Genomic DNA, 25,260 nt, shown 5'->3' with positions numbered 1-25,260 from the left:
TGACCTACTCAAATGTGATAAGCTCCTCGAGTTTGTCATTAAGTCTCAATAATGGCCTACTCAAATGTGATAAGCTCCTCGAGTTTGTCATTAAGCACAGCTCGAATCGGTTTTAATTTGCGCGTGTTCCAAATCTTAAGATGATGCAACTAAAAAGCCTGATTTCTTTTAACAGAAACCAGGCTTTTTGAGTTGTCTATAGAACATTCTTATCCCATTTTGGTAACGTTTCTAGTATCGTCTTCTTATTTCATTGAAACAACCATTTTCAATGCTTCTAATGGGACTTGAGAAGTGTGTAATTCGTAAACACGGTCTTCTTTCTGCCACATGATCTCAACATCTACGTCATCTCCGCCTTGTTGATAATCCATGTACACCATTCCTTTTTCACTTGGAGCTGGGAGTGCATGTTCTTCTAAATAACCAACGACTTTTTTAGCAATGCCAGGTGCATCCATTTCATCCTGTGTCAGAGAATGGATCGTGAAGTCCCATTTGCCCTCTTCCCAACTAAAGTATTGATTACCGGCAGCACCTTCTCCATAACCAGTGATCCCATGTCCTAAGTCTTCATCTGTTTCTTGATTTGGCTCTACTGAAACAGCACCATTCATTTTATCTTCCATTTTTTCTAAAGCTGTGTCTGCATCTGTGTAGATCGTTCCAGATACATCAACGATTTTATTTCCTTGTCTGTCTGTATAATTAACCGTATAGGCTTCTTCTTTATTCGTTTCAAATGCAGCATTTACCCCATCTGTTGGAAAATAAGTTGGCAGCAATACGGCATCCTGATTCATTTTCGCTTCAGAAGTGACATCAGTTTTAGAGGAATCGTTTTTCTTTTCTGATGAAGAACTGGATACTTCTTGGCTGCTTGAAGAAGTTGTGCTTTCTTGGCTGCTCGTTGACTCAGCACTTGATTCGCTGCTCATACTGCTGGTGGAATCCATACTCTGTGATACTTCTACTTGCGAAGATGACGCGGCATCTTGGTCTGTTTCGGTACTAGATGATGAACAGCCCGCCAATAAAGCTCCGCATACCCCTGCTGTGATCAAATACTTATATGATAGATTCTTCATAAAAAAACCTCCTTAATGAATTACTTTTAGGGTAACGCTTGCCTCTTTTTTTGTAAAACAAAATGTTTTTTTAGGTCGTCTTTGCTTCACGGCAAGCAAATCAGAAACGATTCTATTTTAACTGCTGGCTTTTTCCGCTATACTTATTTTAAGAGATGAAACCGCCATTATTTAGAATCAAGAGACCTCAGGTGAAAGTAACGTTACTGAAACCGTTCTGTTTGGCTAGAGCAAATGTCATCTGCTTCAGCAGGTAAGACTTATCTGGCTCATCATCAAAATATTCTATGGATCTTTATTAAAAAGGGCGTGCCGCTAGATCACACGCTTCCCTATCCTATTTAACAGAAAGGAGACAAGCAAATGAAACCTCTGATGATATTACTGTTGGCGCCAATCTTATTATTCGGTTGCAGCGCCAACTCAGCAGATGATCGTACACCAAACTCATCTGAAACAAGTGAAAGTCAAAAGGAGGAAAAAACTGTGTTGTATCATGCTGAAGTCAAAGAACAGGGAGACCAAGAGAACAATCGGATTGTGCTAAAAGATTTTGAGCCTGTCGATCCTTCTACTGATGCTGCTGCTCAAGACGAAGTGATTTTATTGATGAACGAAGAGATTCCATTGGTCGACAAAGAGACAAATACTCCTTTGACCATCGAAGACGTTAAAAAAGGGGCCAAGGCAGAAGTGACTTTGATCGAAAATGCACCAATGACCATGTCGATTCCACCGCAGCTCCCAGGAATGAGCATTGTAAAAGTTGTGATCGAGCTTTAGTCTCAACGTTGAACCGAAAAAAGAAAGAGAGGGAGTAACATGATGCCCCTAGCAGGCCAATTGACCACTACTATTCCCTTAGCTTCCCTGTACTGCTTCATCTTTTGGAAAGCAAACTTTTTAGGAAAATACCAAAAACTGATCAGATTGTATTCCATCACTGTACAGCTTTTATTTATCTTGTTTTTTTCATTTTTCTCTTTCTATTTTATTAGAACGAGCAATAACAGCGGTATCGATCTTTTCTTTAACGGCCTCACCTTTTTTTATGCAGCTATGCTTCTGCCTTTATGGGGCACTTTATTTTTTGCCTTTCACAAATGGAGACAGCAAATGGAGCTTTTCAAAGGTTTTCGATTTCTTTTATGGCTTTCTGTCCTCACATTAAGCCTTTTCCTAACTTTTTTGGGCTATGTTTTGTTTATCTTTTTTTATTATGGTTTTGCACCTTGATTGAGTTAAGGCAAATTGTTTTCCTTAAGCCATTTGGTGCTATAAAAAAAAGACCTCTCCGTTAAGAAAGGTCTGCCATCAGATCAAAGATTAAGATACTTTTTCTGCTTCTTTTATTTTATGTTTCGGCATTTCTTCAGATTCATCATTCATCAAGTATTGCGCAATAAAATAAAGAATCGGCAATAAGAGGTCATCTGCATAACCGGCTAATGGAATAAAGTCCGGCACTAAATCAAATGGGCTGATGATGTAAAGGATAATTCCTAACACAGCCAGCTTCTTTTTGCCTTTCAAACCAGATTTGAAAAATGCCGTACTCAGAGACTTAACTTGTCCAATTGGTGTCTTTGCAGCTTTTTTTCTTACTTTCATGGTGACATTATCCTTTTCATTTAGATTGATCATAAGCTGATGAAAGGTTTCTATTTGTTTAAGACAAATGCCTTTCGCTCCATTTATGATAAATTAAGTATAAAACTTTTTTGGCAAAAATTAATCGGTCTAAAGGATGATTTTCTGAAATCAGATAGAACAGTTAAAAAACGTCGTGGATCTTCCGTGTATAAAAAAACGAATGAACGAGTCAAAACAAGTTTTGAATCTGTATACTCAAAGAGACCTTTCCTGATAAGAAAGGTCTCTTTTTTACTGCTGTCGTTCAATTTTATAGGAGCCAATAGATTACGCAGCTAGAGTACTGTCTATTCACAACATTATCCGCATCTTTTAACCATCTTTAGTTACTTTAAGTCAGCTAAATCAGATTGTGCAATCGCTGCTTCCAACTCTTTCATCTGATGTTTTTTTTCTTCATCTGACCATTGATAGTAGCGCGCCATTTCGTCTATCACCGGTTGTTTGATATCATCCAGTGCATCACGCATAAAGAGCAGATGGTTGGTACGGCGCCAGAAGAAGTCGATCGGTCTGAGCGTCATTTCTTCCTCCAATGCATAATGCAAGCTTAGCGTCTCTTTCAAGCTCAATCCTGGTGCAGCTTCTAGTTCATCCATTAAGGCATAAACTTTCTGCGTGTTTGATCCATACAGATCAGCCAAGTAGGTTGCATCGTTTTTGCTCAAGCCCTTTTCGATCCCTATTTGAGCGATTTTGTCTAGTTCTTCCTCTACATTGGCAGGATCGATCTCGCCTCCAGAAACAGGGTAACGTTTAGAATCAATCAGTGTATAAGTTTGGTCAAATTCATCAGCTAAACGATCGCGTACTAATTTAACCGCGCCTTCTGCCATTTTGCGATAATCCGTCAACTTTCCGCCAGCTAACGTGATCAAGCCGTCTTTGGCTGTTTCAAGCGAACTGCCGCGAGAAACGGCTGAAGGGTTAGACTCATTTTCAGAAAGTGTGCTTTCCAAGTTGCTCAGTACGTCTTCTACATCCCAGCGTGAGGCTTCTTTGCGTTGATATTTGGAAACAACATCAATCACTTTTTCAAAACTTTGATCTGAAAGGCTGCCATTGTTGCCGCCGTTATAGTCAGAACCGCCATTTGAAGCAATCAACGGACGTAAGCCAGCCCAGCTCGCTTCGATATCTTGGATCGTCAAACCCACACCTGGATAGCGACGGTTAACGATCTCCAACAAGTAATCGACATCTTCTTTTGTAACGGTGGGGTGGTCATAATCGCCATGATAATCGGTATCTGTTGTGCCGAAATAAGTTTTGTTTTCGCGAGGGATCACAAAGATCATTCGTCCGTCTTGGTCGCCTGTATCGAAATAAGTCGGCTGCGGTACAGATAATTTCTTCGCATCTACAACTAAATGAACCCCTTTTGTTGGACGCATTTGTTCTGGGGTATCTTCTCGTTTGTCCAAGTCCCGTACAAAGTCCGACCATGGACCGCTGGTGTTGATCACCAAACGGGCTTGGATATCAAAGGTTTCACCCGTCAATAAATCTTTCGCTCGTACGCCATTCACTTTGCCTTGATCATTGTGCAGAATCGTTTCAGCTTTTACATGGCTGGCGATCTGTGCGCCATCTTGAGCGGCTCGTTTGATGTTTTCAATCACTAGACGGGCATCATTATTCTTGTAGTCTAAGTAGACACCGCCGCCTAAAAGATTTTCTTTTTGTAATTGGGGTTCCCTTTCCAGTACTTCTTCCTTTTGCAGCAAATAGTTTGTATAGCGAGGATCGGTCACATTTGCCAAACGATCATAAAGATCCATCGCCACCTTGACGGAAAACATATTGAATGTTGCACCTGGTTCATCGTAAATAGGAAGTAGCATCGGTTGCGGTTTAGGAATGTGTGGTGCGACGCCTTGGACAACGGCACGTTCTTGTACAGTATCCGCAACGACCTCAACATCAAATGTTTTTAAATACCGCAGCCCGCCGTGAACCAATTTCGTAGAGCGAGAGGACGTTCCCTCAGCAAAGTCCTGCATATCGATCAAACCGGTTTTCATCCCGGCAGCACTGGCTTGCAGTGCGACACCTGCCCCTGTGATCCCACCGCCGATGATCAGCAGATCGAGTTGTTCTGCTTTCATTTGTTGGATTGCCTGTTTTCTTGTCTGGTGTGAAAAAGCCATGCTCCATCTCTCCTTTGATTGTCGTTTTATTTGTGTTTAAACACTTGTGTTGCTGCAACTGCTTCTTGCCAACCTGCATATAAGTTTTCGCGTTTGTCTTCCGGCATTTGCGGGGAGAAGGTTTGACCCGTTTCATTGAACGACTTGATCTCATCCAAGTCTTTCCAATAACCGACACCTAATCCTGCAAGGAAGGCAGCACCTAGCGCTGTTGTTTCCAAGTCAGCCGCTTTTTGGACTGGTGTGTTCAATATATCCGCTTGAAACTGCATCAAGAAATCATTATTTGCCGCACCGCCATCAACTTTTAACAATGGGATCTCGATACCCGAGTCTAGGCACATCGTATCAATAATGTCACGTACCTGATAAGCAACAGACTGCAAAGTCGCTTTGATAAAATCTTCACGGGTTGTTCCGCGTGTCATTCCAAAAGCAGCACCGCGAGCATTCGGATCCCAGTACGGTGCACCTAGCCCCGTAAAGGCTGGAACCACATAGATTTCATTTTCGTTATCAGAAGCTGCAGCCGCTGCTTCTGAATCAGCCGCCGTTTTGATCATCCGCATCCCATCACGCAGCCATTGAACCGCAGAACCGGCTACAAAAATGCTTCCTTCCAATGCATAATAAACCTTTCCATTGATGCCGTATCCAATCGTTGTCAATAAGTTATTTCCCGATAATTGAGGCTTTTCGCCAGTATTCATCACAATAAAGGAGCCTGTCCCATACGTGTTTTTCACCATACCTTGTTCAAACGCCATTTGCCCAAATAAAGCAGACTGCTGGTCGCCGGCCATCCCAGAAATAGGAACTTCTCCACCATAAAAGTTCAAGCTCTCCGTATAACCATAAATTTCTGAATTCGAACGAACTTCCGGCAGCATCACTTTTGGAATCGATAACAATTCTAAGATCTCTTCATCCCATTCAAGTGAATGAATGTTGTATAGCATCGTTCGGCTGGCATTTGAATAATCTGTCACGTGAACAGCGCCATGGGTTAGTTTCCATACAAGCCAAGTATCGACTGTCCCGAAAAGCAGCTCTCCATTTTCTGCTCGTTCTTGAGCTCCAGCAACATGGTCCAGTATCCAACGTACTTTGGTCGCTGAGAAATAAGCATCAATAACAAGACCTGTTTTTTCGTGAATCATTTCTCCATAATTGTCTTTGATCAATTGATCTGCTATTTCAGATGTTTGCCGCGATTGCCAAACAATTGCAGGATAAATTGGTTTTCCAGTCTCTTTATCCCAAACAATGGTTGTTTCTCGTTGATTTGTAATACCGATTCCAGCTATTTGTTGCGGCTTGATCCCTAACTCGATCAATGCACCAGCCATAACGAACTGAACAGAATTCCAAATTTCCATCGCATCATGTTCTACCCATCCTGAATGTGGAAAGTGCTGTGTCAGTTCTTTTTGGTAACTCACAAGATTCTTTCCTTTTTTATCAAAAATGATTGCTCTTGTACTAGTGGTTCCTTGATCAATGGCCATAATATACTTTTCTTCTGACATTTTTCTATACCTCCAAAATAACTGTAACCTCTTTCATTTATATTTTTATCATAACGCTTTCTTTTAGTCAGAAACTATCAAGTTTTTTTACCGCTTTCAAAAAAAATGATAAAAAACGCTAGAAACCTTTAAAAATAAGGAAAGGCAGTGCTTTCTAGCGCTTAAATTTTTTCTTCTAACGGCATAGCCGGGAAAGAAGCTTTCTTTTGTTGTAAAATATGGTGCATTTCTTTTCTGATTTGTTGGAGATCATACTGTGACGCCAACTCAGAGAGAAGGTAGATGCGTTGTTCAGCAGAATAACGATCCTTTACCAATGTATTGGTGATCACTAAATCATACAGATGAGCTGGCTGATAGTGTTCTATCCGAATGCCATGATGTTCATTCAGACTTTGAATCAACACCGCAGTGAAGGCTTCTGCGTATAGTTTTTCCATTTGCAGATCGATACCCACCTCAATCGTTGTTTGATTGAGCTGTTCGATCAGCGCCAATATACTAGTGTAGCGAATCAAAGCTGTTGTTTGTAAAGTATTCATTTCGTCTAGCGGCTGTTGCAACGCATTCAATGTCATTTCTAGCAACTGATGAGCAAAACGTTGAACATCTGGACGTGTGAATCTTTTTTCCTTTTTTCGAATATTTTCTAGATCAAAGATCAGCAAGTCGCCTGTCAAAAAGTACAAACTTGCATGGGTTTGTGTTAAGTAATACTTGCTTTTTGGCAACCATGCCTCTGTTTCAGTTTGTAGTTGGAAGGACTGTTTGATTTGCAAAAGGGCCTGCTGATCAAGTGTGGTGACAGGTGAAATAAAATCATTTTCGTCCGTCCAAAGCGTGTTTTTTGCGGTTTCTGGCAAAATCGACATCGAGTTAAGAAAAATAAACAGCATCATCGCTTCCTCTTCTTCTGCTTCGATCGAATAACGGCTCAAAAAGCGAAACGTCAAGTCTTTCAATTCTATATATAATGTATGTTCCAGAAAAGGTTCCATCTTTCGACGCATTTGCCAATATGTCTTGTATTTCAATAGGATTCGTTTACGTGAGATCGTTAGCCACAAGTTCAATCGGCAGCGATCATGTTGAGGAAGGTTGAACGCTAAGTTTCGTTCTAAGATCCGAATAGCAGGCTGTTGCGGACTTTCGCTCAGCTCTTTCTGGTGTTGAGTATAAGGAACCAGAAACCAATATAATTGAAAGAAAAAATAACGGATTTGCAATTCCTCCCCATGCATTTTGCCATTGCGAACCTGAATATCAAATTCTTTCAAAAATCCATTAATTTCTTTTAAACGCCGATAAAAAGAAGCTTCACTGAGGGCCATTTTGCTGGTCAGCTGCGGAACACTAAAATCTTGGTGCTGATACAAGTAATCTAAAATTTGAAATTTCAAGCTCTCTTTGACATATAAATGAATAATATCTTGCAACATGCTTTTTTCTGACAGGTGCAGCGTCAATTCCTGACTTGTCCAATCAAATTCGAATAAGTGCGGAACCTTTTGAGCACGATCTTTTACATTTTCTAAATACTTGTCAAAAGAAGCTTTGGCGATATGCAGAGAAGCAAATAGTTCGCGGTAGGCAATACGTCCACCATTCAAGACCAGCTGGCGGATGATATAAATCTGGTAGCGTTCGCTTTTATCCAGTAAATCTTCAATCTCCATAGCGTTCTCTCACTTCTCTCTGTCTTTATTGTTCAATTTATCAGTCAATGCTGCCAAAGCCAATTTGCTCAATAGCGGTGTCAACTGGGTGTAGGGTGCATAGTAGACAGCATCTTGCACAGCTAGGTCTTCAAGTTTTTGATGTGCTTGAATCGCCATTGCCAACTGGTCAGCTAACGACAAGATATTATTTTTTGACAAGAATTGTCCCCCTACTACTTGGTGGTTCTCTTTGTCAAATATCAATTTCCCCATCACTTCAGACTCTGTATCTGCTTTTTCCCAGCTACGATCCGTTGATGTCAAACGAATGGCAGCAACATTCAAATCATAAAGCCTTGCTTCTTCTTCTGTCAAACCGCAGCTGGCGATAAAATACCCAAAGACTTGTGAGCCGATCGCCCGCAGAGAACCTTTGAACGGCAAGCGCTCAGCTGTCAAATTGAATGCAGCAACGGTAGCTGTGTGTACTGCATTGTTGACCATTGGCAAATAATACCGGTCTTCAGTAGGACGAAAAGGGACGCCTACGCAATCGCCAACTGCAAAAATATGGGGATCAGAAGTCTGCATATACGCATTTACCTTAATCGTGCCGTCCCCATTCAATTCAATCTGTCCCTCAGCAAGTTTAACATCAGGCCGAACATTTACGCTTAAAATGACCGCATCACTTTCAAATGACTGTTGCTGGGTAATGGCTTGAACAACTGTGGTGTCTGCTGTTTCTTTTTGACTGATTTCGTTGACCGTCTTTCCTAAAGCTAACGTGATTCCCTGTTTCTTCATTGCTTTTTCAATGATTTTAGCAAAGTCCTGATCCATATATTTAAACAAAATGTGATCCATACTATCGATCAGCTGCAGCTTTTTGCCATACTGGATCAAAGCATCTGCTGTCTCGATCCCGATCTGCCCACCGCCGATGATCGTGATTCTTTCAGCTGCTATTATACGTTGAAGCAATGCTTTGGGGTCTTCATTATTTTTATATCGCAGTACTTCGGACTGTTCACTTCCTTTGATCCGATTAGAATATTGACTAGAACCGACTGCTAAGATCAGCTTATCAAATTTCAGCTGCTTTTTAAGGTTCCCTTCTAGATAAGTCAATCTTTGTGCTGCCGCATGAAGTTTCACTGCGGTTCTTTCTAATAAAAGGCGAATGCCATTATTCTGCAGCTCTTGAGGACTAGCCAGTACAGTCTCCTCTAATTGAGCAGTTTGTCCCTTCAAAAATAAGTTGAGATGATTTGGCAATAGACCAATGTTTGCTTTCTTTTCAAGTAACGTAACGGTTGCTTCTGGATAAAGTTCTTTGGCTTTCAACGCTGCCGTTACACCTGCAAAGGAGGCTCCAATGATAACGATATTCATATTTGTTCTCCTTTCAAGGAAATCCTACTTTCATTAAAACCTAATCAGTCTTGCTTTTCAAGAAAAGGTTTTCGTTTAAAGTTTTTTGTTAGGCTAAATGGAAAGCTTTTTTATGCTAAACCATCTTTTTAACCTGTCACTGAAAAAGAAATCTCTAGATCTTCCTATGTGTTGTAAAACAAAAAATGCGCACTATCCTTTCTTTTTTGGAGAAGAAAGAATGATGCACATTTTTGATCATTATCGATTCTTTTTTAAGAAGACATTTCATCAACGGTTACAAATGAATATTGTTTTTCTAGGGCTGTCAATAATCCATCAACAGCGTCTACCGTTGTCGGATGGATATCATGCATTAAGATAACAGAATTTTTTCGTACTTGTTTCAATATTTTTTGTTGAACTTTAGCAGCATCTCTTGTTTTCCAATCCAGCGAATCTACAGTCCATAATACCGTCTTATAATTTTTCAGCTCTTTCCGCGCTGTTCCATTTAATGCTCCATATGGTGGGCGAACAGTTGTTGGCCATACACCAGATGCATCATGGATCAAGCGGCTGGTTTTTTCGATTTCTTGATTGATTTGATTTGGACTCAGCTTAGTTAATTGTGGATGATCATAAGAATGATTAGCGATTTGATGTCCTTCTTTGACGATCCGTTTCACTATTTTTTCATTTCCCCGCACATTTTCGCCCAAGACAAAAAAAGTTGCTTTTACATGGTGTTTTTTCAAAATATCCAATAATCTCGGTGTTTGTACAGCATGAGGTCCATCATCGAAAGTGATTGCGATGCGATTTTCCTTTCTCGCTTTTTCGGCTTGTTTCTCTCTTTCTTGGAGCACCTTTTTTTCATCTGCTGTTAAATACTCTTCTTTAAAATAAGGGAATATTTTTTTGATCGGAATTTGAATATCTGTTTGGTCAGCTGATTGAAACGTTATGGTCTCAGCAGACAACGAAGAAATTTTTTCATCTAATGCTTGAGCCAAAACCATTTCTCTTTCTTTATCGCTGATTTTTTCATCATCAAAAACAGCATTCAGTACGCGTCGTACTTCCTCATTATTTTCTTCGTCCTGTTTTAATAATGAACTGAAAGAAAGTTCTTCGCCTGTTTTACTGTCTATGTAATGCGTTTGTTTACTCTCTTTTTCAGTTTTGACATAGGCCTTTTTCTTTGGTTGGTAAATGACTTCTTTGTTTCGTACTGTTTCAATCTGCGGTCTAATCGGCTCTGTTTGGTATTGTACAAAAACCAGATGGTCCGTACGGTTATTTTTTTTCCATTCTTTTTTGATTCGTTCGACTTCTTTTGCTAAAAATGGAACTTCTTTTTCATCTTTTGTTGGTTCAGCATAATAAAAGTCGTTATGCGCGATATTGGCTTGAATAACCGCAGAAGAAAAATCAGAATGAGACAATGTTTTTACCTGCTTTTCGACAATTTCGGCTTTTTGCTTTGCTAACATTTTCGTCTGATAAACGTCTATACTCATTTTAATGGCAAAAATAGCCACTATAACACTTAAAGATGCTACTAGGAGTTGTTTGTTTCTTTTCGTCACTTGACTTTACCTTCTTTCCTTTCCATACCCTTTACTGCCGCTTTATTGATTTTTCTTTTTTTAAAATGGATTGTACGTTATCAGCGCCTTCCTTTTTTGTTGCACGAATGGCTTATAAGAATTCATCTTACCGTATACTGTTGCAGTATAAGGCAACTTTTTCTCGAAATCAATTCATTTTGTAAAATATGCAACGAAATTGTAATATTTCAGTTATTTTTTCTCATTTCCTTTTTATCGCCGCTTTTAAAGACATTAAAAAAACGGTTTTACAATATTTAACGTTGGTCTGGAAAATATCATTTTTTTTAATGCTAAACTCGTTGAGATCCTATTTCTAGAAATCTCAGGAGGCGCATAGAGTTGCTGACGACCCTGAAAAAAGATGCAATGTGAATCACTTAGTGTTAGGCTTTAGCCGTTACACTAAGTTTGAAGCTTGCAAGCATTGAGACGCAATTTTCGGCTCAATATGTTCTCATGGCTTTCCACCAGTAGCCCATCGACCGGTGGAAATTTCTTTACCAACGTTAAAAGAGGAAGAACCAAAAAAACTACCCTTCTCATTTCAAAGGATAGTTTGCCAAATGATGATCCTATTTCGTCGTGCGGTGCTTCTTATTCATTCTTCTTATCTTTTGTTTCAACTTCAATGAATCAGTTAGGCTATCACTTTATGATCATAGAATAATTTCCAACATAAGTGCCCTATGGTGGTATTGCTCTTTGTCATTCGATACACGATTTTTAAATGTTGATCTGTAAATCGTTCTGGTTCATACGCTAACATATCCTGCTTCCATTCATTGAGTTTGGTTTGGTCTACCCGTTTCTCTTCTATCAGACCATGCAACAGTTTAAGACTTAAATCGATATAATGCTCTTTTATAGCATTCATATCAAATTCAGGTAACGATTTAAGCAGCTGCATCGTTTCTTTGATCGCTTTTAATCCTGTCAATTTTTCTTTTTTGGTCAACTCATCTCGTTTGGCGTGTCGATGAACAACGTAATGATAATGGGGTGGCGGACTATAAACGATTCTGCGGCTCTTCAAAAAGCATTGAATAGTGACGAGCAAATCTTCATAATAATTGACTTTTTCATCAAAACGAATCGCAGGTTCAGCACGAAATAAATCTAATTTAAATAATTTATTGCAAAGAAAACCATGTGCTCTCTTTTGTGCCAGACAAAGGTCAACGGCTTCTTTTTTATTCATATAGGCTGTTGTTTCTGGTCCAGCCACGATCGATAACTTATCTGGTGTTTCTACATAATAACGACAAGTTACCATGTCTGCATTATAGTTGCTGACCGCATTGACTAACACTTCGATCATTTCTCTATCAATAAAGTCAAGCGGATGAACAAAACAGATATATTCGCCTTTAGCCTTTGAGATACCGAGATTTTTAATTGCTGAGTCATTCAGCGTTTCTGTGTAGATTGGATGAAACCTTGAATCCGATTTAGCATAATTTTCACAAACTTCTCGGCTTTGATCTGTGGAACCTGCATCCACTAGAACAACATCCAGATCAGTGTAAGTCTGTAGACGAATGCTATTTAAACACTTCGGTAAGGTCTTTTCATTATTATGTATTGGAACAATCACAGTGATCATATTGTTCCCTCCTTCTTCTGTAAACCATGCTTAGCCCTTTTCTTTTTTTATTGCCCATAGGAACAACACTTGGCTTATGCAGTCAGTATATCATCTTTAGAGCAGAATAAGGAGTCTTTTCCGTGTTTTTTTCTAATGTTTCATTGTTTCGGTTTTTCTCATCAACGAGTTCAATCATTTGAAAATAAATGAGCATTCTATTACTATAAAGGTTAAAAATCAACCATTTCATAAAACAAATGTTACCGTGTATATTGATGGTGCTCAAAAAAGATAAGGAGATGACAGCGATGAAAATCATTTTAACGATCAAAGAAATGGAAAACGAGGAAGACGCAAGTGAAGTTGTTTTAAGGCTGCTTCGCGTCAGCGGCTTCAAACATATAGAGACCGACTTGGAGAATCAAACCATCAGCTTGGAAAGTCAAAAAAGAAATGACTGATTCTGTCTTTATTGCTGCCCTTGGTGATAGCAAATATACTTTTGTCGAGCAAAGGGGAGCATAAAAAAAGGGGGAATGCGCTCAAGCAATAGATCCTCTGCTGTATAGAATGATTTAAGGACTGGACAAAAATAACTGTCCAGTCCTCTTTTTTTGTTTTATTGGTTGACAGATCCTGTAAATTTTAACGCCTTTTCCTTATTCAAGAAATAAGGTCGATAGTAGCCCACTGTATCCGATAAAGGCAGCAATTCAGGCGGAAGTTGAATATTCAGCTCCTCTTTCATATAGTTTCTTCTCTTTTCGAAACGTTCCCATAGTGCTGGATAATGTTCTTTTATTTTATTACGCAGCTTCTCATCAGCGAGCGCGATTCCTGTTTCGGCACTTGCTCCGCCATAGTGCGGAACAGATGGAATGATATCTACTTGGAATAACATACCGCTCTTTAATTCAGCCGTTGAATTCGGATAAACTGGTGAAGACATCCACTCTTCGTCAGCTGCTAAGTGCCCGGGATTCAAATGCCAGCCATAGGTTTCTTTCGGCAGTACACTTTCGATCATGTCATAGAGTGCTCCGCCCGTCATCCCGATGCGAATATTTTCCATCCAGGTTACGGTTGCTGCATAATAAGGAATTGCCACTCTTTCTAAATAATCTTCCACTTCTGCAGGAAGATCAGCTGTTTCATTTGCAATATAGCCTGCTCTGCTCGTCAATCCGCCTTTATAACCCGTAGTGATCGAGAACTTATCGCCTAACGCAACGGCTTTATCTCTTGGATAAATAACAGCATCTGTAAAGCGATCGCCCGTTGCACAAATCGTCGTAATATTGTGCGGTTGGCCATATCTGGATAAATAAGAAGCAATCTCTGTTTCCGTTTTACCGATTTCAATCAGATCCATTGCTTCTAAAACACAATTCGAAGCCAAGTTAGAGCCATATTCGTAATAATGAACTTCATCAGCATTATTAGTTGTTCTCACTCCGTCATGTTCACCGATAAAAAGCTCAGCTGCACTTACAACCGTCGCGTCCTGTTCTTTGGCTAATGACAGTAACGCCTCAACGATAAAGTAAGGGACATCATAAAGCTGGCGATTATCGTCAAATGAGCTTGTGAAACGTTTCCACCCAACGATTCCAATTTTTTTGCCTTTTAGATCAGTCTCTTCACTTAAAATAGCTTTGAAGCTTTTCGCATTGTCCATGGGTTGGTTCGGCAGAGAAAAATGAGGAATATGGACTAGTGATGCCGGCAAGCGTGAATGATTTGCCATTTTCAAGTTTTCATTCCCAAGAAACAGGCAAGCTTCTCCTTCTGCTGTCACTTCCAGCAATCCTTCTTCAAAACGCGGAATAAAGCCGGTTAAATATTCAAAGTTTCCTGCATGTTCACGATCTGCATAAATAAATACAGTATCCAATCCTTTGTTTTTCATTGCTTGCAGCAATTTTTCTTTGCGCTCCACAAGTGTTTCTTGTTTTAAAACAGGTGGTTGAGCATTAAATACTATAGAAGGGGCTTTCACTTCTGTTAATGAAAAACGAGCACTGTCGTATGTCTTTTTTAATTCATGCATGATTAGGTCTCCTTTATCTGGCCTCATCGTATTTTTTGCCGGCTGCTTTCTTGCTCCAGCATTTTAGTGCCAAATTCTATTATGCGTGATTTCAGATAAACTTTCAACTGCTCCTCGTCTTTTCGATATCTCCCCTTTGCTTGAACATCGTTTTATCTTCACAAGTCCATCAATCAAACGCTCAAATCTCTATTTCATCTACACCGTTTTGTCTCATGTATTCTTTCAGTTCTTCTATAATGGCAATCCCCGAGCTCGTGCCGATCCGTTCAGCGCCGCTTTTCAGCATATCGATAAAGGTTACAGCGTCTCGTATGCCGCCAGCTGCTTTAACTTTAACATTCGGACCAACTGTATCTTTCATGAGTTTAACATCTTCCGTGGTTGCGCCGCTGAGAGCAAAACCAGTAGAGGTTTTAATGAAATCAGGTTGAACTTCTTTAGCGATCTCGCTCAGCCTGATAATTTCTTCTTTTGTTAAATACGCATTTTCGAAGATCACTTTAGAGATGACGTGATGCGTTCGGCAAATAGAAACAATTTGTGCCATTTCATCCTTCACAGCAGCGTCATTCTTTTCTTTCACTTCTGTTAGATTGACCACATAGTCGATCTCATCGGCACCATTTTTGATCGCGTTTTTCGTTTCAAATACTTTCGCTTCAATCGTCGTCTGTCCGAGTGGAAAAGCAATGGCTGCTCCCACATGAATGTCCGTTTCTTCTAATTGTTGTTTACAAAAAGCGGTCTGTGCTTGGTTGATCGCCACCATTTTGAAATGGTGTTCCTTTGCTTCTTGGCATAACTGAGCTATAGCGGCATGATCAGCAAATGGTTTTAAATTTGTATGATCGATCAGCTGACTCAATTCATCTATCTGATAGTTCTTTGACATGCACTTTCCCCCTTATAAGCTTCATTTGATAAGACCGCATCTTCTCTTGCCTAGATCGCATAAGAAAAGAGGCGCTTAATTTCTTAGCTCTCCTCTTTACTTTTTAAGCTGCGCATCCATCTCTTCTTTTATTTGCTTGATCCCTTGGACAAACTTATTTTTTCCTCCTTGAGCAGGATGCCGGACTTTTTGACAGCTGATGCCTAATGTTTGGAGGCTGTCATTTGCCTTATTCCCCATCGCAACGACTTGCTCAATGTTAAATAAATCAATGAGCTGCAAAAGCGGTTTTTGTCCGATCAATAGCTCTTTCTGTAACGGTGTGCGGTTGCTTTTAGACTGCTCTTTTTTATGCGGATGAAAAGGAAAAGCATTCCACGATAAAAATAAAAGATCCTCTTCTAAAAGCGTGTTCCAAATGATCGTAGCCGTCGCTTCCTTTAACAACTTCTCTTTTTCTGCAACTAACCGGTAACCGTGTTCCTTTCCAAATAAAGTTAAACCTTCCATATTGTTCATCAGCAAATACTCACTCGTAAACGGCACGCCTGTTAATCGGCTGCCCCTATAGCCTGGCGCTTCTCCTACTAGTATCATTTTCGGTTCCAGCTTTGCCATTTGCCTTAAATAAATCAGCAAGTTGTCTCTTCTAATGGCATTTTCAGGATTGCCATATGCGTATTGGTTGTATACGTTAGGCGTAACTTCTGTCGTGGCCAATGCTTCTACAAATGCTACAAGTTTTTCTTCCATTTCATCTATCCTTCTGTGTCTGTTGATTTGACTTTTATCCTGCAAAAGTCTCTTCTTTAAAGAGATTTGATTTCTGCCATTTCATCCGTTGTCAGTGTAAAGTCAAATAGCTCTAAGTTTAATGTTTGTCGCTTAGCATTGTGTGATTTTGGTATGACCACTACACCTCTTTGAACTTGATAACGCAATAACACTTGTCCCCAATTTTTCCCATATTTCTCGCCTATTTTTGCTAAGGCGGATTCTTGGTCTTCCGTTACTTTGCTGAGTGGTCCCCATGCTTCAGGCTGAATATTATGTGCAAACAAGTAATCAATGAGCTCGTCATTCCAAGTATGCGGATTGGATTCGATCTGATTAACGGCAGGTTGGATACGGGCGAAAGATTTAAGAGTTTCTAACAGCTCGATATCAAAATTAGATACTCCGATGGCTTTGAGTTTACCTTGGTCAACAAAAGATTCCAATACTTGCCACGTTTGTTTGAGTTTCCCTTTATCTTCGATCGGATGATGAATCAAATACAGATCAATATAATCTGTTTGCAAATTTTTCAAGCTTTGCAAAACAGTCTGTTCTACTGATTCCGCTGAACCGATATACTCATCTTGCACCGGAATTTTAGTCGTTAGGAAAAATTCACTACGCTCTACTCCGCTGTCATGAACTGTTTTTCCGACACCGGCTTCGTTTCGATAAGAGATAGCTGTGTCGATCAAACGATAACCAACTTGAATAGCAGACGATAACGCACTGAAATCGCCATTCAATTCTCCTCTGTATTGGTTGCCTTCTTTTCCATACGTGTTCGTGCCTGTCCCAATCAGCGGCATCGTTGATCCATTGTTTAAGGTGATTGTTTCCATCATTTCATTCTCCTTTATCTTCTTTTATCTCCATCGTATACCAACTTTTTTCTTTTGTAAAAATAATGCACTGCTTTCGATTCATCCTTCATTGTTTTGCAAATATTTTCTCGTTGAAGGCTTTGTCTTTAATCGTCCCGGCAGCTCTTTTGGCTCTGATGCATCATTGCTTTTTATTTGGTATAATGAACAAATCACAATGGTTTAAAGGAGAATGTTAAATGGGTCTATTCGACGGTTTAATGGGCAATGCAAATGATAAATCAATTGCAGCTACAGAAAAAGAATTGGCAGATGTATTGATTCCAGGGGAGGAAGTTGATTTATCTTTTGTTCTTGTGCGCGATTTAATGGTATTTACTAATAAACGCTTGATCCTAGTCGACAAGCAAGGCATGACGGGCAAAAAGACGGAATATAAAAGTTTGCCGTACAAATCTATTTCTCGTTTTAGCGTTGAAACATCAGGACATTTTGATTTAGAAGCTGAGCTGCACATCTGGATCTCCAGCGCTGTAGAACCTTCAGTCAGTCTCCAATTTAGAAAAGATAAACATATCGTTACGATACAAAAAGCGCTTGCTGCAGCTGTTTTGAGATAGAAGGCAGCCAAACATTACCCTAGTTTTATGTTTTGAAACGAATATCATTTAAAAGACCTGGCGCAGATACATGACTATCTGCGCCAGGTCTTTTCTATGTGCACCTCTCAATGGCAATTAACTGTAAGTTTACTGAAAGAGTGCTACAATCATCATAAAAGAATGAAAGCGAAAGGAGTTGCAAACATGATCTATACCGTTACCTTGAATCCTACGATCGATCGGCTGCTGTTTCTTGAAGGAACTTTGACAAAAGGAAAAAACAATCGACTGGAAAAAATAGCGTATGATATTGGCGGCAAGGGACATCACGGTTCTTATGCCATGAATCAACAGAAAGTCAAAAACCAAGCATTAGGCTTTTGTGGAACCACCAATGAAAATAAATTAGAAAAGATCCTTGCTGACAAAGACATTCAACATGATTTTGTAGAAGTTTATGGCAAAGCAACACGAGAAAGTTATGTCATTTTAGAAGCAGAGGTCGGCGGAAGCATCTTGATCACAGAAAAAGGCTTTAGAGTCACAGACTATGACAGTGAACTGCTCTATGAAAAAATAGAATCAAAGGTACAAAAAGATGATATTGTATTGATTGCCGGCTCTTTGCCGCCTGGATTTGAGCTCAATGATTTAGAAGACTTGTTAAATCGGTTAAAGAAAATCGGCTGTTTTATTGCTTGCGATCTTTCAGGAGAAGCTTTAAAAAAAGCCGTTGAAATCGGTGTGAATTTTATCAAGCCTAACCGTTTTGAAATTCAGGAATTGATTCCCTCTGAAGCAAACTTTTTAGATCGTCTCAGAGAACTATCTAAAAAAATCGATTACGTGATCGTTTCTCTTGGAAAAGATGGCAGCATCTGCAGTCATGCTGGTGAATTGCTGCAAGTCAGTACACCGATCGTAGGACTTGTCAATGATACCGGAGCCGGCGATTGTTTTGTAGGAACCTTTTTGGCAAGCTTTTCACTCAAAAAACCGTTAAAAGAATGTTTGTCCCTTGCTAGTGCATGTGCAGCTGATCATATTCAATACAGCGACAGTACAACTTTCAGCATCAAAGCAGCTCGCAAATTGCAAAAGAAAGTCACTATTCAAACCCTGACTTAATCTAATAAAAAGAAGACAGAAAAAACGAGCGCATCATAAACTACGCTCGTTTTTTCGAATGGTTATCAAGCATTTAAGATCCACATAAAACCGATAAAGACAAAGAACAGACCATACATGATCGGCGATACTTCTTTGCCGCGTTTTGCTGCGATCATCGTGATGGGGTAAAAAATAAACCCAAGAGCGATACCGTCTGCAATACTATACGTTAACGGCATGCCGATGAGGATCAGAAAAGAAGGAATAGCGATCTCCATTTTTCCCCATTCGATTTGACTTAAAGAATGCGCCATGAGGACACCCACAATAATCAAAGCAGGTGCAGTCACTTGTGGTGTAACGACTGACAGCAATGGTGAAAAAAATAAACCAAAAATAAATAAGATCCCTGTTGTCACAGCTGTCAAACCAGAACGTCCCCCTACTGCTATCCCAGCAGAAGATTCTACATAAGCGCCAACAGGAGAAGTTCCTAATAGTGATCCTGCCAACATAGCCGTTGAATCAGAAGCCAAGGCTTTTCCAACCCGAGGCATTTTGTTGTCTTTCATAAAACCAGCTTGATTGGCTAGCCCTACAAGTGTTCCCGCTGTATCAAAAAAAGTAACCAACAAGAATGTCAACACCACTACCCACAATTGGATCGAGTTGATGTCTTTCACATGTCTCAATGCTACTAAAAAGGTAGAAGAAATACTTGGGGCGGCAGAAACGATTCGTTCAGGAGCTTGGATAAGATTGGTTGCCAATCCTAAAATCGTCGTTGTTGCCATTCCGATAAAAATACCGCCTGGTACACGGCGAACCATCAAAATAGCCGTCACGATCAAGCCGAAAATCGTCAACCATGTCGTACCGACATGAAGCGAACCTAATCCAACAAGTGTGGATTCATTTGAAACGATCAAGCCGCCCTCGCTTAATCCGATAAAAGCAATAAATAAACCGATACCGCCAGAGATAGCATATTTCAGATCGGCAGGAATCGCTTCAATGATCAATTCTCGTAATTTAAAAATCGTGATCACCATAAAAATCAAAGAAGCAACAAACACTCCGGCAAGCGCCGTTTCCCATGGTACGCCCATTCCTACACAGACAGAATAAGAAAAGAAGGCGTTGATACCCAATGCAGGAGCTGTTGCGATTGGATAGCGCGCCAAAACGCCCATCAGAATACATCCTAAAGCACTGGCTAATGCAGTAGCGGTAAACACTGCTCCTTCATCCATACCAGATGCACCCAAGACAGTCGGGTTAACAAATAAAATATAAGCCATTGAGATAAAAGTTGTAAATCCAGCTAAGACCTCTCGTTTGACCGTTGTTTGTAATGTTTCTAGTTCAAAATAGGAACTCAATTTGTTCTTCATCTTGACCCTCCAGTTTTCTAAGTTGTCAGCCATTTACTGACCACTACTTTTTTTCCTAAACCAACGAAATTAATCATATAATACTCCGCCCCACAAGTAAAACAAAAACTTGAGTGAATAAGGTTCCTTAAGTTTTAAAAATAGACTCATATTCATAGCAACCATCTTTTTCAATTTCTCATTCCTTTTTTGATGCATACGATTCTGTCCAGCATACGTTTGTTTTCCTCCATTTTTATTCATCATCATTAACCCAAGATTTCAAATGTTACATTTATAAAAAAAATTGCTTTTTTTATCAAAAACACTTGAATGTAAGCGGTATTTTTGCTATTATCCTCTCATGAATGGAGGTGTCTAGACCAATGTATGCCATCAAAATTTTCCATGGTTATTTGACTGTTACCGGCGCACGAACAAGAGATAAATCCAGCGCATTAACCTACACCTGTAAAAAAGAAGCTGAACGTTTCGCAGACAAGATAGGCGGGAGAGTAAAAAAAATTGGATAATCCTATCAGTTAGAAAGAGTGGTCAACTCATAAGAAGATGACTACTCTTTTTTATTTTTTGGCGTTTTTCCTTTCTATCTATAAACCTTTTCTAGAAAAAACCCCAAAAAGTGTTTGTCCCCTCTCTTTTAAGCTATTAAAAAAGAATCTTATCATAGTTTCTTTGCCATCCTGATTAAACGATGTTCCCCTTTCACCTCTTTTTCTTTTTTTCTGCCTAAAATTTTTACGTAAAAGGATGCTTTTTCTTTACAACAGGAACAAACGTTCGTATAATAAATTTGAAGATCATTTTCATTTGGAAGAAGGAATGATGATGAGTAACTTTGACTATACAAAAGAACCTTTAAGAGACATTTTGCTGATCGATGCAAAGTCTTTCTATGCTTCCTGCGAATGTGTAGCTCGCGGATTGCATCCTTTAAAAACAATGCTAGTCGTCCTATCCAACGCCGATAACACTGGCAGTGGGTTAGTGCTGGCGGCTTCTCCGTTAGCTAAAAAAGTATTGGGCATCTCAAATGTGACCAGAGCCAATCAAGTGCCAAATGATCCGCATTTGCTCAAAGTCCCGCCTCGTATGAACTACTATATCGACATGAACTTGAAGATCAATCAGATTTTTAGACAATACGTCGCTGATGAGGACTTATTGATCTATTCTATTGATGAATCTATCTTAGACGTGACTAAAACGCTCAATCTTTTCTTTCCGAACGCAAATATGTCTCGACAGGAAAAGCGCTGGCGTTTTGCTCGTATGATCCAACTTCATGTAAAAAAAGAAACAGGGATTTACTTAACGGTAGGCATTGGTGATAATCCTTTGTTAGCAAAGCTAGCTCTGGACATCGAAAGCAAACACAGTCCTACCTTTATTGCGGAATGGCGTTATAAAGACGTGGAAGAAAAAGTGTGGCAGATTGAACCTATGACAGCTTTTTGGGGAATCGGCAGTCGGATGGAAAAACAGTTTCAGCGCCTAGGCCTTTTTACGATCAAAGATGTGGCAAATGCGAACCCTGCTCGGCTGAAACAAGCTTTTGGCATTTTAGGTCTGCAGCATTATCATCATGCAAACGGTATCGATCGGACGATTTTGTCTGAACCTGCTCCTGCTATCCGCGAAAAAAGCTACGGTAACAGTCAAGTATTACCCCGTGATTATCAAAAGCCTGAAGAAATCGAAACGGTTATCAAAGAAATGGCTGAACAAGTCGCAGCGCGTATTCGCAAACAAGGCTGCAAGACTTCTTGCGTCCATTTATATATCGGCTTTTCTTATCATGAGGAGGCAGCTGGTTTTTCGCATCAAATAAAAATTCCGGCTACAGATTCTACTAAAAAACTGGTCGAGTATCTGCTTTACATATTCAGGAAGTATTACGAAGGAGAAGCTGTGCGGCACATCGGTGTTACCTATTCTAAGTTATCTTACACGACACACACACAGCTGAATCTATTTGAAAGTCCTGATCAAATCATTAGAGAACAAAACTTAGATAAAGTCATCGACAGTATCCGTGATAAATATGGTTTTACTGCTATTGTCCACGCCAATAGTTTAAGTCAAGGTGCTAGGAGCATTGCCAGAAGCGGACTTGTTGGAGGACACGATGGCGGTCAAAAGGAGAATAAAAGATGAATAACCCAGAATATCAAGAAATTTTAAGACAGTACCAAGACCGGAAAAAAGTAAAATGGGCTGGCTTTTATTTATCTGATCATGCAACTAAAATCAACGAAGAAAAAAAGGAGCAGAATTTTACCTGGTCTGCCAAAAAAAGGATGAGTTTAGCTGAGATCGATGAGGTGCTGTATACAGCTATATTGAAATCATCGCACATCGCGATCCAAAAAGAAGAAACGGATCTGGATGGCCGCTACTCAGCAGATATCACAGGTATCATAAAGGGATATGATGAATTAGGCATCTTTGTCGAAGAAGAAAAAATCCACTATGACGAGATCCGCCATGCTGAAATCGTGGATTTTGTGAAGTGGAGCGATCTGTCGGCTGAAGACAAAACGAGTGATGGTTGAATGGAAAAGATGTTTTTTTTACAGGAACCTCTACCGTTCTTATACTTAGCGTTTTAGGCGATGTTCAAACTTTAAGAGCTGTGATAGAAACAGGTTTTAGCTATCCCTTGCAAATTAACTACACTTTTTCGACCAAAACCATTACTGAAACCTGCATACATATTTTCAGGAAATATTATGGTGGTAACCCTGTCAAAAGACTTCAATTAGTTGTAGCAAAATAAGAAGTAAAAAAAGTATCCAACTCAACTTATTGGAATCGCTAGAAAACATCATAAAAAAGAAGAACTAGAAAATATAATCGATCAAATGCGAACTAGACATGGTTCTGCTTTCCTAATTTAGGCTAGCAGCTTAATCAGAGGCGGTATAGCTATTGGAAGAAGTGGTATAATGAGCGGTCATAAAGGATAAAGGAAGTTGCATCGTGACAAAGTGACAATGAAGATTACTGAGGTTCTCAGCTATTTAGACAATGAAAGCTCTATAGACTTGCAAGCAAAGCAATATATGTACACTTTAATAAATAATGATAAGCTCTTCAATAAGGCTGCATTCCAATTTTCTAAATTGGAACGCAGCCTTGTTTTCGATTCTATAACAAATAAGCTTAAATATTGGTTTTTATAATGTTTTTTTTCAATGCTTTTTTGGTAGGTTTATATGAAAGTTATATGTTCAGTTTCAAAGCACGCAGAAGCAAATATAATGTTAACTGAATACGCTTTAATAAAAATTGAGAGACAATTCAAAGAGGCTGCTAATCAAATTTAGAAAATTAGATTCAGCAGCCTCTTTATATTTTGAAAAAGAGCAGATTAACCTTTACAAGTATTGTATTTTTACTATAAAAAAAAATCCTTAAAAAGATAATTAAGATATACCTACTCAATTTTACTATGAATACAAAATAAACACAAAATCTCTTGCAGTTAAAAACTCTATCCTTAAAACAACTGTCTTGCTAAAAGACATCAATGACTTTCAAAAGATGAATCACATTTATGGTGATATATTTAATACAAATCCGCCTGCTCGAACAGCTTTTCAAGTAGCGGCTTTGCCAAATGATGGATTAGTTGAAATCGAAGTAATTGCAGTTAAATAGCATAAAAGTGGTTAGAGTATAAAATACTCTAGCCACTTTTTCATTATCACAGAAAGCTAGTTTATTTTACTGATCCCATCATAATCTCAATATGCTTTTCTGTATCAAATTGATTTCATGAACTTCTCGGTTTGGATGACTGCGCGTTTGTGTTCTGCCTTACCGATCCGTTTTCCTTCGACATGCGCCTCTATATGAAAAGTATAGATATTCTTTGTCGACTCCAGCAAAGTTACTTTCACATCCACTCGCTTGCCAACTGCTGTTGGAGCGGAATGTGTGAGATTCATTTCTATACCGACAGAGGTTTGGGTATCATCGAGTGTAGATTCCAACATTTTCCAAGCCGTATTTTCCATATAAGCAACCATATGCGGAGTGGACAATACCGGCAGTCCCCCTGAACCCATGGCTTCTGCTGTATCGGATTCTTTGACAATATATTGATTTTCAGCTGTTTCATCCATTCAAATATCCTCCATTCTTTCATGCCTTACCCAACATCGTAATCATGCCGTTCAACTGATAGTCTTTGCCTTCTTGGCGAGCTGAATGCAAATGATCACTTGTAAAAGTTGATTCTCGGCAAATGTCTATTTGTTCTTCTTTTAAACCAGCTTGTTTTAATATGGACAAGTTGGCATCTATCATGCTCAACAGATATTTTTTTCCGGAAGGTTTAAAAAACGTATCTCGATCTTTGAACGCTTTAAATGCTTCATATACTTCAGCTCCAACTTCGTAATGGTCCTGGTCGATAGACGGGCCGACGAAAACAACCAAGTCTTCTCTTTTTGTCCCAAATTCTTTTTCCATTTTTTTGATGGCTTCGACCGATATTTGCTGCAGCGTTCCACGCCATCCGGAATGAACACTGGCTTGGACTTGATGGATAGGATCAAATAAAACGATCGGTGTGCAATCGGCAAACTTGATTAAGAGTGCAACGCCCTTTTTGTCTGTGATTAAACCATCTGTATCCGGAAAAGTTCGTCCAAAAACAGCAGCCGCGCCATTTTCCCCATCACAATATTGAATCGCTTTCCCATGGACTTGGCTTCCTGAATAAACCACACCTGGAGCAATGCCCATTTCGCTTAAAGCCATTTCAATTTGTTCAGTGATGCTATCGCCGATTTGCTGATAGCGGAAATTAAAATTCGAACCGGCAATATAGTGAATCAAGCCATGTTTTTCTAATAAGATTGAATGCATAACTGTCTTCCTTTACTCATTATTAATTGAAAATCGTCTTAAAAAAGATGCAAAACTATCCCTTTCTTTTCTCTTTC

General features: G+C 39.4%; 25 protein-coding genes. 9 read left to right on the top strand and 16 right to left on the bottom strand.

Annotation, left to right across the window (positions count from 1 at the left end):
• Positions 1-245: 245 nt before the first annotated feature.
• A complete protein-coding gene (locus tag BM057_RS04900) occupies positions 246-1,088 on the bottom strand; it encodes a hypothetical protein (RefSeq protein ID WP_047392439.1) in 843 nt (280 codons plus the stop codon).
• Between the two features lie 363 nt (positions 1,089-1,451).
• Here BM057_RS04900 and BM057_RS04895 point away from each other — a divergent pair, with 363 nt between their 5' ends.
• A complete protein-coding gene (locus tag BM057_RS04895) occupies positions 1,452-1,871 on the top strand; it encodes a putative periplasmic lipoprotein (protein WP_092091899.1) in 420 nt (139 codons plus the stop codon).
• Between the two features lie 543 nt (positions 1,872-2,414).
• Here BM057_RS04895 and BM057_RS04885 read toward each other — a convergent pair.
• From BM057_RS04885 to BM057_RS04855, 7 genes are all read right to left on the bottom strand, one after another.
• Positions 2,415-2,699, bottom strand: a complete 285-nt coding sequence (locus BM057_RS04885) for a YkvA family protein (RefSeq protein WP_047392449.1) — start codon at positions 2,697-2,699, stop codon at positions 2,415-2,417.
• 368 nt (positions 2,700-3,067) lie between these two features.
• The gene (glpO, locus tag BM057_RS04880; RefSeq protein ID WP_092091897.1) at positions 3,068-4,891 is read right to left on the bottom strand and encodes a type 1 glycerol-3-phosphate oxidase; all 1,824 of its coding nucleotides are present in this window, start codon (positions 4,889-4,891) and stop codon (positions 3,068-3,070) included.
• A gap of 26 nt (positions 4,892-4,917) precedes the next feature.
• The gene (gene glpK, locus BM057_RS04875; RefSeq protein WP_047392454.1) at positions 4,918-6,420 is read right to left on the bottom strand and encodes a glycerol kinase GlpK; all 1,503 of its coding nucleotides are present in this window, start codon (positions 6,418-6,420) and stop codon (positions 4,918-4,920) included.
• A gap of 161 nt (positions 6,421-6,581) precedes the next feature.
• On the bottom strand, positions 6,582-8,096 hold the full coding sequence (locus tag BM057_RS04870; RefSeq protein ID WP_092091895.1) for a helix-turn-helix domain-containing protein: 1,515 nt from the start codon (positions 8,094-8,096) through the stop codon (positions 6,582-6,584).
• A 9-nt stretch (positions 8,097-8,105) separates the two neighbouring features.
• Complete coding sequence (locus BM057_RS04865) at positions 8,106-9,473, bottom strand: FAD-dependent oxidoreductase (RefSeq protein WP_092091893.1); 1,368 nt, start codon at positions 9,471-9,473, stop codon at positions 8,106-8,108.
• Positions 9,474-9,727: 254 nt separating this feature from the next.
• Positions 9,728-11,044: a polysaccharide deacetylase family protein gene (locus BM057_RS04860; RefSeq protein ID WP_092091891.1), complete on the bottom strand. Its 1,317-nt coding sequence runs from the start codon at positions 11,042-11,044 to the stop codon at positions 9,728-9,730.
• A gap of 661 nt (positions 11,045-11,705) precedes the next feature.
• Positions 11,706-12,671: a glycosyltransferase family 2 protein gene (locus tag BM057_RS04855; RefSeq protein ID WP_092091884.1), complete on the bottom strand. Its 966-nt coding sequence runs from the start codon at positions 12,669-12,671 to the stop codon at positions 11,706-11,708.
• Between the two features lie 290 nt (positions 12,672-12,961).
• Here BM057_RS04855 and BM057_RS11655 point away from each other — a divergent pair, with 290 nt between their 5' ends.
• Positions 12,962-13,114 (top strand): hypothetical protein, encoded by a 153-nt coding sequence (locus BM057_RS11655; RefSeq protein ID WP_177186178.1) that lies wholly within the window; start codon positions 12,962-12,964, stop codon positions 13,112-13,114.
• Between the two features lie 158 nt (positions 13,115-13,272).
• Here BM057_RS11655 and BM057_RS04850 read toward each other — a convergent pair whose 3' ends face one another.
• The 4 genes from BM057_RS04850 to BM057_RS04835 form a co-directional block, all read right to left on the bottom strand.
• Entirely contained in the window at positions 13,273-14,703 is a 1,431-nt protein-coding gene (locus BM057_RS04850; RefSeq protein WP_092091882.1) for a M24 family metallopeptidase, read from the bottom strand.
• A gap of 181 nt (positions 14,704-14,884) precedes the next feature.
• A complete protein-coding gene (gene deoC, locus BM057_RS04845) occupies positions 14,885-15,598 on the bottom strand; it encodes a deoxyribose-phosphate aldolase (RefSeq protein WP_092091880.1) in 714 nt (237 codons plus the stop codon).
• 96 nt (positions 15,599-15,694) lie between these two features.
• On the bottom strand, positions 15,695-16,351 hold the full coding sequence (locus tag BM057_RS04840; RefSeq protein ID WP_047392063.1) for a uracil-DNA glycosylase: 657 nt from the start codon (positions 16,349-16,351) through the stop codon (positions 15,695-15,697).
• Between the two features lie 56 nt (positions 16,352-16,407).
• Entirely contained in the window at positions 16,408-17,217 is an 810-nt protein-coding gene (locus BM057_RS04835; RefSeq protein ID WP_092091877.1) for an aldo/keto reductase family protein, read from the bottom strand.
• Positions 17,218-17,438: 221 nt separating this feature from the next.
• Between BM057_RS04835 and BM057_RS04830 the strand changes: the two genes are divergently transcribed.
• Together BM057_RS04830 and BM057_RS04825 are read left to right on the top strand one after the other, a co-directional pair.
• Positions 17,439-17,819 (top strand): PH domain-containing protein, encoded by a 381-nt coding sequence (locus tag BM057_RS04830; RefSeq protein ID WP_047392069.1) that lies wholly within the window; start codon positions 17,439-17,441, stop codon positions 17,817-17,819.
• 186 nt (positions 17,820-18,005) lie between these two features.
• Entirely contained in the window at positions 18,006-18,929 is a 924-nt protein-coding gene (locus tag BM057_RS04825; protein ID WP_047392072.1) for a 1-phosphofructokinase family hexose kinase, read from the top strand.
• Positions 18,930-18,994: 65 nt separating this feature from the next.
• Here the strand turns inward: BM057_RS04825 and BM057_RS04820 are convergent, their stop codons facing one another.
• Complete coding sequence (locus BM057_RS04820; protein ID WP_092091875.1) at positions 18,995-20,305, bottom strand: NCS2 family permease; 1,311 nt, start codon at positions 20,303-20,305, stop codon at positions 18,995-18,997.
• 365 nt (positions 20,306-20,670) lie between these two features.
• Between BM057_RS04820 and BM057_RS11650 the strand changes: the two genes are divergently transcribed.
• The 4 genes from BM057_RS11650 to BM057_RS11530 all read left to right on the top strand — a co-directional run bounded on the left by BM057_RS11650 (position 20,671) and on the right by BM057_RS11530 (position 23,084).
• Positions 20,671-20,817 carry a hypothetical protein gene (locus BM057_RS11650; RefSeq protein ID WP_092091873.1) on the top strand — a complete coding sequence of 49 codons (147 nt, stop codon included), beginning with the start codon at positions 20,671-20,673 and terminating at the stop codon, positions 20,815-20,817.
• Between the two features lie 316 nt (positions 20,818-21,133).
• Positions 21,134-22,462, top strand: coding sequence for a Y-family DNA polymerase (locus BM057_RS04805; RefSeq protein WP_177186177.1), 1,329 nt, complete (start codon positions 21,134-21,136; stop codon positions 22,460-22,462).
• Positions 22,459-22,860, top strand: coding sequence for a hypothetical protein (locus BM057_RS04800; RefSeq protein ID WP_092091870.1), 402 nt, complete (start codon positions 22,459-22,461; stop codon positions 22,858-22,860). Before BM057_RS04805 ends, BM057_RS04800 begins: the two co-directional genes overlap by 4 nt.
• Entirely contained in the window at positions 22,857-23,084 is a 228-nt protein-coding gene (locus tag BM057_RS11530; RefSeq protein ID WP_143074473.1) for a hypothetical protein, read from the top strand. The genes BM057_RS04800 and BM057_RS11530 overlap by 4 nt, the downstream gene beginning before the upstream one ends.
• Positions 23,085-23,324: 240 nt before the next feature.
• Here the strand turns inward: BM057_RS11530 and BM057_RS12105 are convergent, their stop codons facing one another.
• Positions 23,325-23,504 carry a hypothetical protein gene (locus BM057_RS12105; protein WP_425439017.1) on the bottom strand — a complete coding sequence of 60 codons (180 nt, stop codon included), beginning with the start codon at positions 23,502-23,504 and terminating at the stop codon, positions 23,325-23,327.
• 236 nt (positions 23,505-23,740) lie between these two features.
• Here BM057_RS12105 and BM057_RS11915 point away from each other — a divergent pair, with 236 nt between their 5' ends.
• A complete protein-coding gene (locus BM057_RS11915) occupies positions 23,741-23,968 on the top strand; it encodes a Rid family hydrolase (protein ID WP_092091866.1) in 228 nt (75 codons plus the stop codon).
• A 104-nt stretch (positions 23,969-24,072) separates the two neighbouring features.
• Here the strand turns inward: BM057_RS11915 and BM057_RS04785 are convergent, their stop codons facing one another.
• Both BM057_RS04785 and pgeF read right to left on the bottom strand, forming a co-directional pair.
• Positions 24,073-24,435, bottom strand: a complete 363-nt coding sequence (locus BM057_RS04785; protein WP_092091865.1) for a thioesterase family protein — start codon at positions 24,433-24,435, stop codon at positions 24,073-24,075.
• Positions 24,436-24,454: 19 nt separating this feature from the next.
• The gene (gene pgeF / locus BM057_RS04780) at positions 24,455-25,183 is read right to left on the bottom strand and encodes a peptidoglycan editing factor PgeF (RefSeq protein ID WP_092091863.1); all 729 of its coding nucleotides are present in this window, start codon (positions 25,181-25,183) and stop codon (positions 24,455-24,457) included.
• Between the last annotated feature and the right edge of the window lie 77 nt (positions 25,184-25,260).

Source organism: Pisciglobus halotolerans (assembly GCF_900113675.1).
GTDB lineage: Bacteria > Bacillota > Bacilli > Lactobacillales > Carnobacteriaceae > Pisciglobus > Pisciglobus halotolerans.
The sequence above is the reverse complement of the archived record's forward strand: the minus strand, read 5'-3'. Positions and strand labels throughout refer to the sequence as shown.

Excerpts from the sequence above, each read along its gene's own strand:
- BM057_RS04900 (WP_047392439.1), bottom strand. The coding sequence starts at position 1,088 with ATGAAGAATCTATCATATAAGTATTTGATCACAGCAGGGGTATGCGGA.
- BM057_RS04895 (WP_092091899.1), top strand. The coding sequence starts at position 1,452 with ATGAAACCTCTGATGATATTACTGTTGGCGCCAATCTTATTATTCGGT.
- BM057_RS04885 (WP_047392449.1), bottom strand. The coding sequence starts at position 2,699 with ATGAAAGTAAGAAAAAAAGCTGCAAAGACACCAATTGGACAAGTTAAG.
- glpO (WP_092091897.1), bottom strand. The coding sequence starts at position 4,891 with ATGGCTTTTTCACACCAGACAAGAAAACAGGCAATCCAACAAATGAAA.
- glpK (WP_047392454.1), bottom strand. The coding sequence starts at position 6,420 with ATGTCAGAAGAAAAGTATATTATGGCCATTGATCAAGGAACCACTAGT.
- BM057_RS04870 (WP_092091895.1), bottom strand. The coding sequence starts at position 8,096 with ATGGAGATTGAAGATTTACTGGATAAAAGCGAACGCTACCAGATTTAT.
- BM057_RS04865 (WP_092091893.1), bottom strand. The coding sequence starts at position 9,473 with ATGAATATCGTTATCATTGGAGCCTCCTTTGCAGGTGTAACGGCAGCG.
- BM057_RS04855 (WP_092091884.1), bottom strand. The coding sequence starts at position 12,671 with ATGATCACTGTGATTGTTCCAATACATAATAATGAAAAGACCTTACCG.
- BM057_RS11655 (WP_177186178.1), top strand. The coding sequence starts at position 12,962 with ATGAAAATCATTTTAACGATCAAAGAAATGGAAAACGAGGAAGACGCA.
- BM057_RS04850 (WP_092091882.1), bottom strand. The coding sequence starts at position 14,703 with ATGCATGAATTAAAAAAGACATACGACAGTGCTCGTTTTTCATTAACA.
- deoC (WP_092091880.1), bottom strand. The coding sequence starts at position 15,598 with ATGTCAAAGAACTATCAGATAGATGAATTGAGTCAGCTGATCGATCAT.
- BM057_RS04840 (WP_047392063.1), bottom strand. The coding sequence starts at position 16,351 with ATGGAAGAAAAACTTGTAGCATTTGTAGAAGCATTGGCCACGACAGAA.
- BM057_RS04835 (WP_092091877.1), bottom strand. The coding sequence starts at position 17,217 with ATGGAAACAATCACCTTAAACAATGGATCAACGATGCCGCTGATTGGG.
- BM057_RS04830 (WP_047392069.1), top strand. The coding sequence starts at position 17,439 with ATGGGTCTATTCGACGGTTTAATGGGCAATGCAAATGATAAATCAATT.
- BM057_RS04825 (WP_047392072.1), top strand. The coding sequence starts at position 18,006 with ATGATCTATACCGTTACCTTGAATCCTACGATCGATCGGCTGCTGTTT.
- BM057_RS04820 (WP_092091875.1), bottom strand. The coding sequence starts at position 20,305 with ATGAAGAACAAATTGAGTTCCTATTTTGAACTAGAAACATTACAAACA.
- BM057_RS11650 (WP_092091873.1), top strand. The coding sequence starts at position 20,671 with ATGTATGCCATCAAAATTTTCCATGGTTATTTGACTGTTACCGGCGCA.
- BM057_RS04805 (WP_177186177.1), top strand. The coding sequence starts at position 21,134 with ATGAGTAACTTTGACTATACAAAAGAACCTTTAAGAGACATTTTGCTG.
- BM057_RS04800 (WP_092091870.1), top strand. The coding sequence starts at position 22,459 with ATGAATAACCCAGAATATCAAGAAATTTTAAGACAGTACCAAGACCGG.
- BM057_RS04785 (WP_092091865.1), bottom strand. The coding sequence starts at position 24,435 with ATGGATGAAACAGCTGAAAATCAATATATTGTCAAAGAATCCGATACA.
- pgeF (WP_092091863.1), bottom strand. The coding sequence starts at position 25,183 with ATGCATTCAATCTTATTAGAAAAACATGGCTTGATTCACTATATTGCC.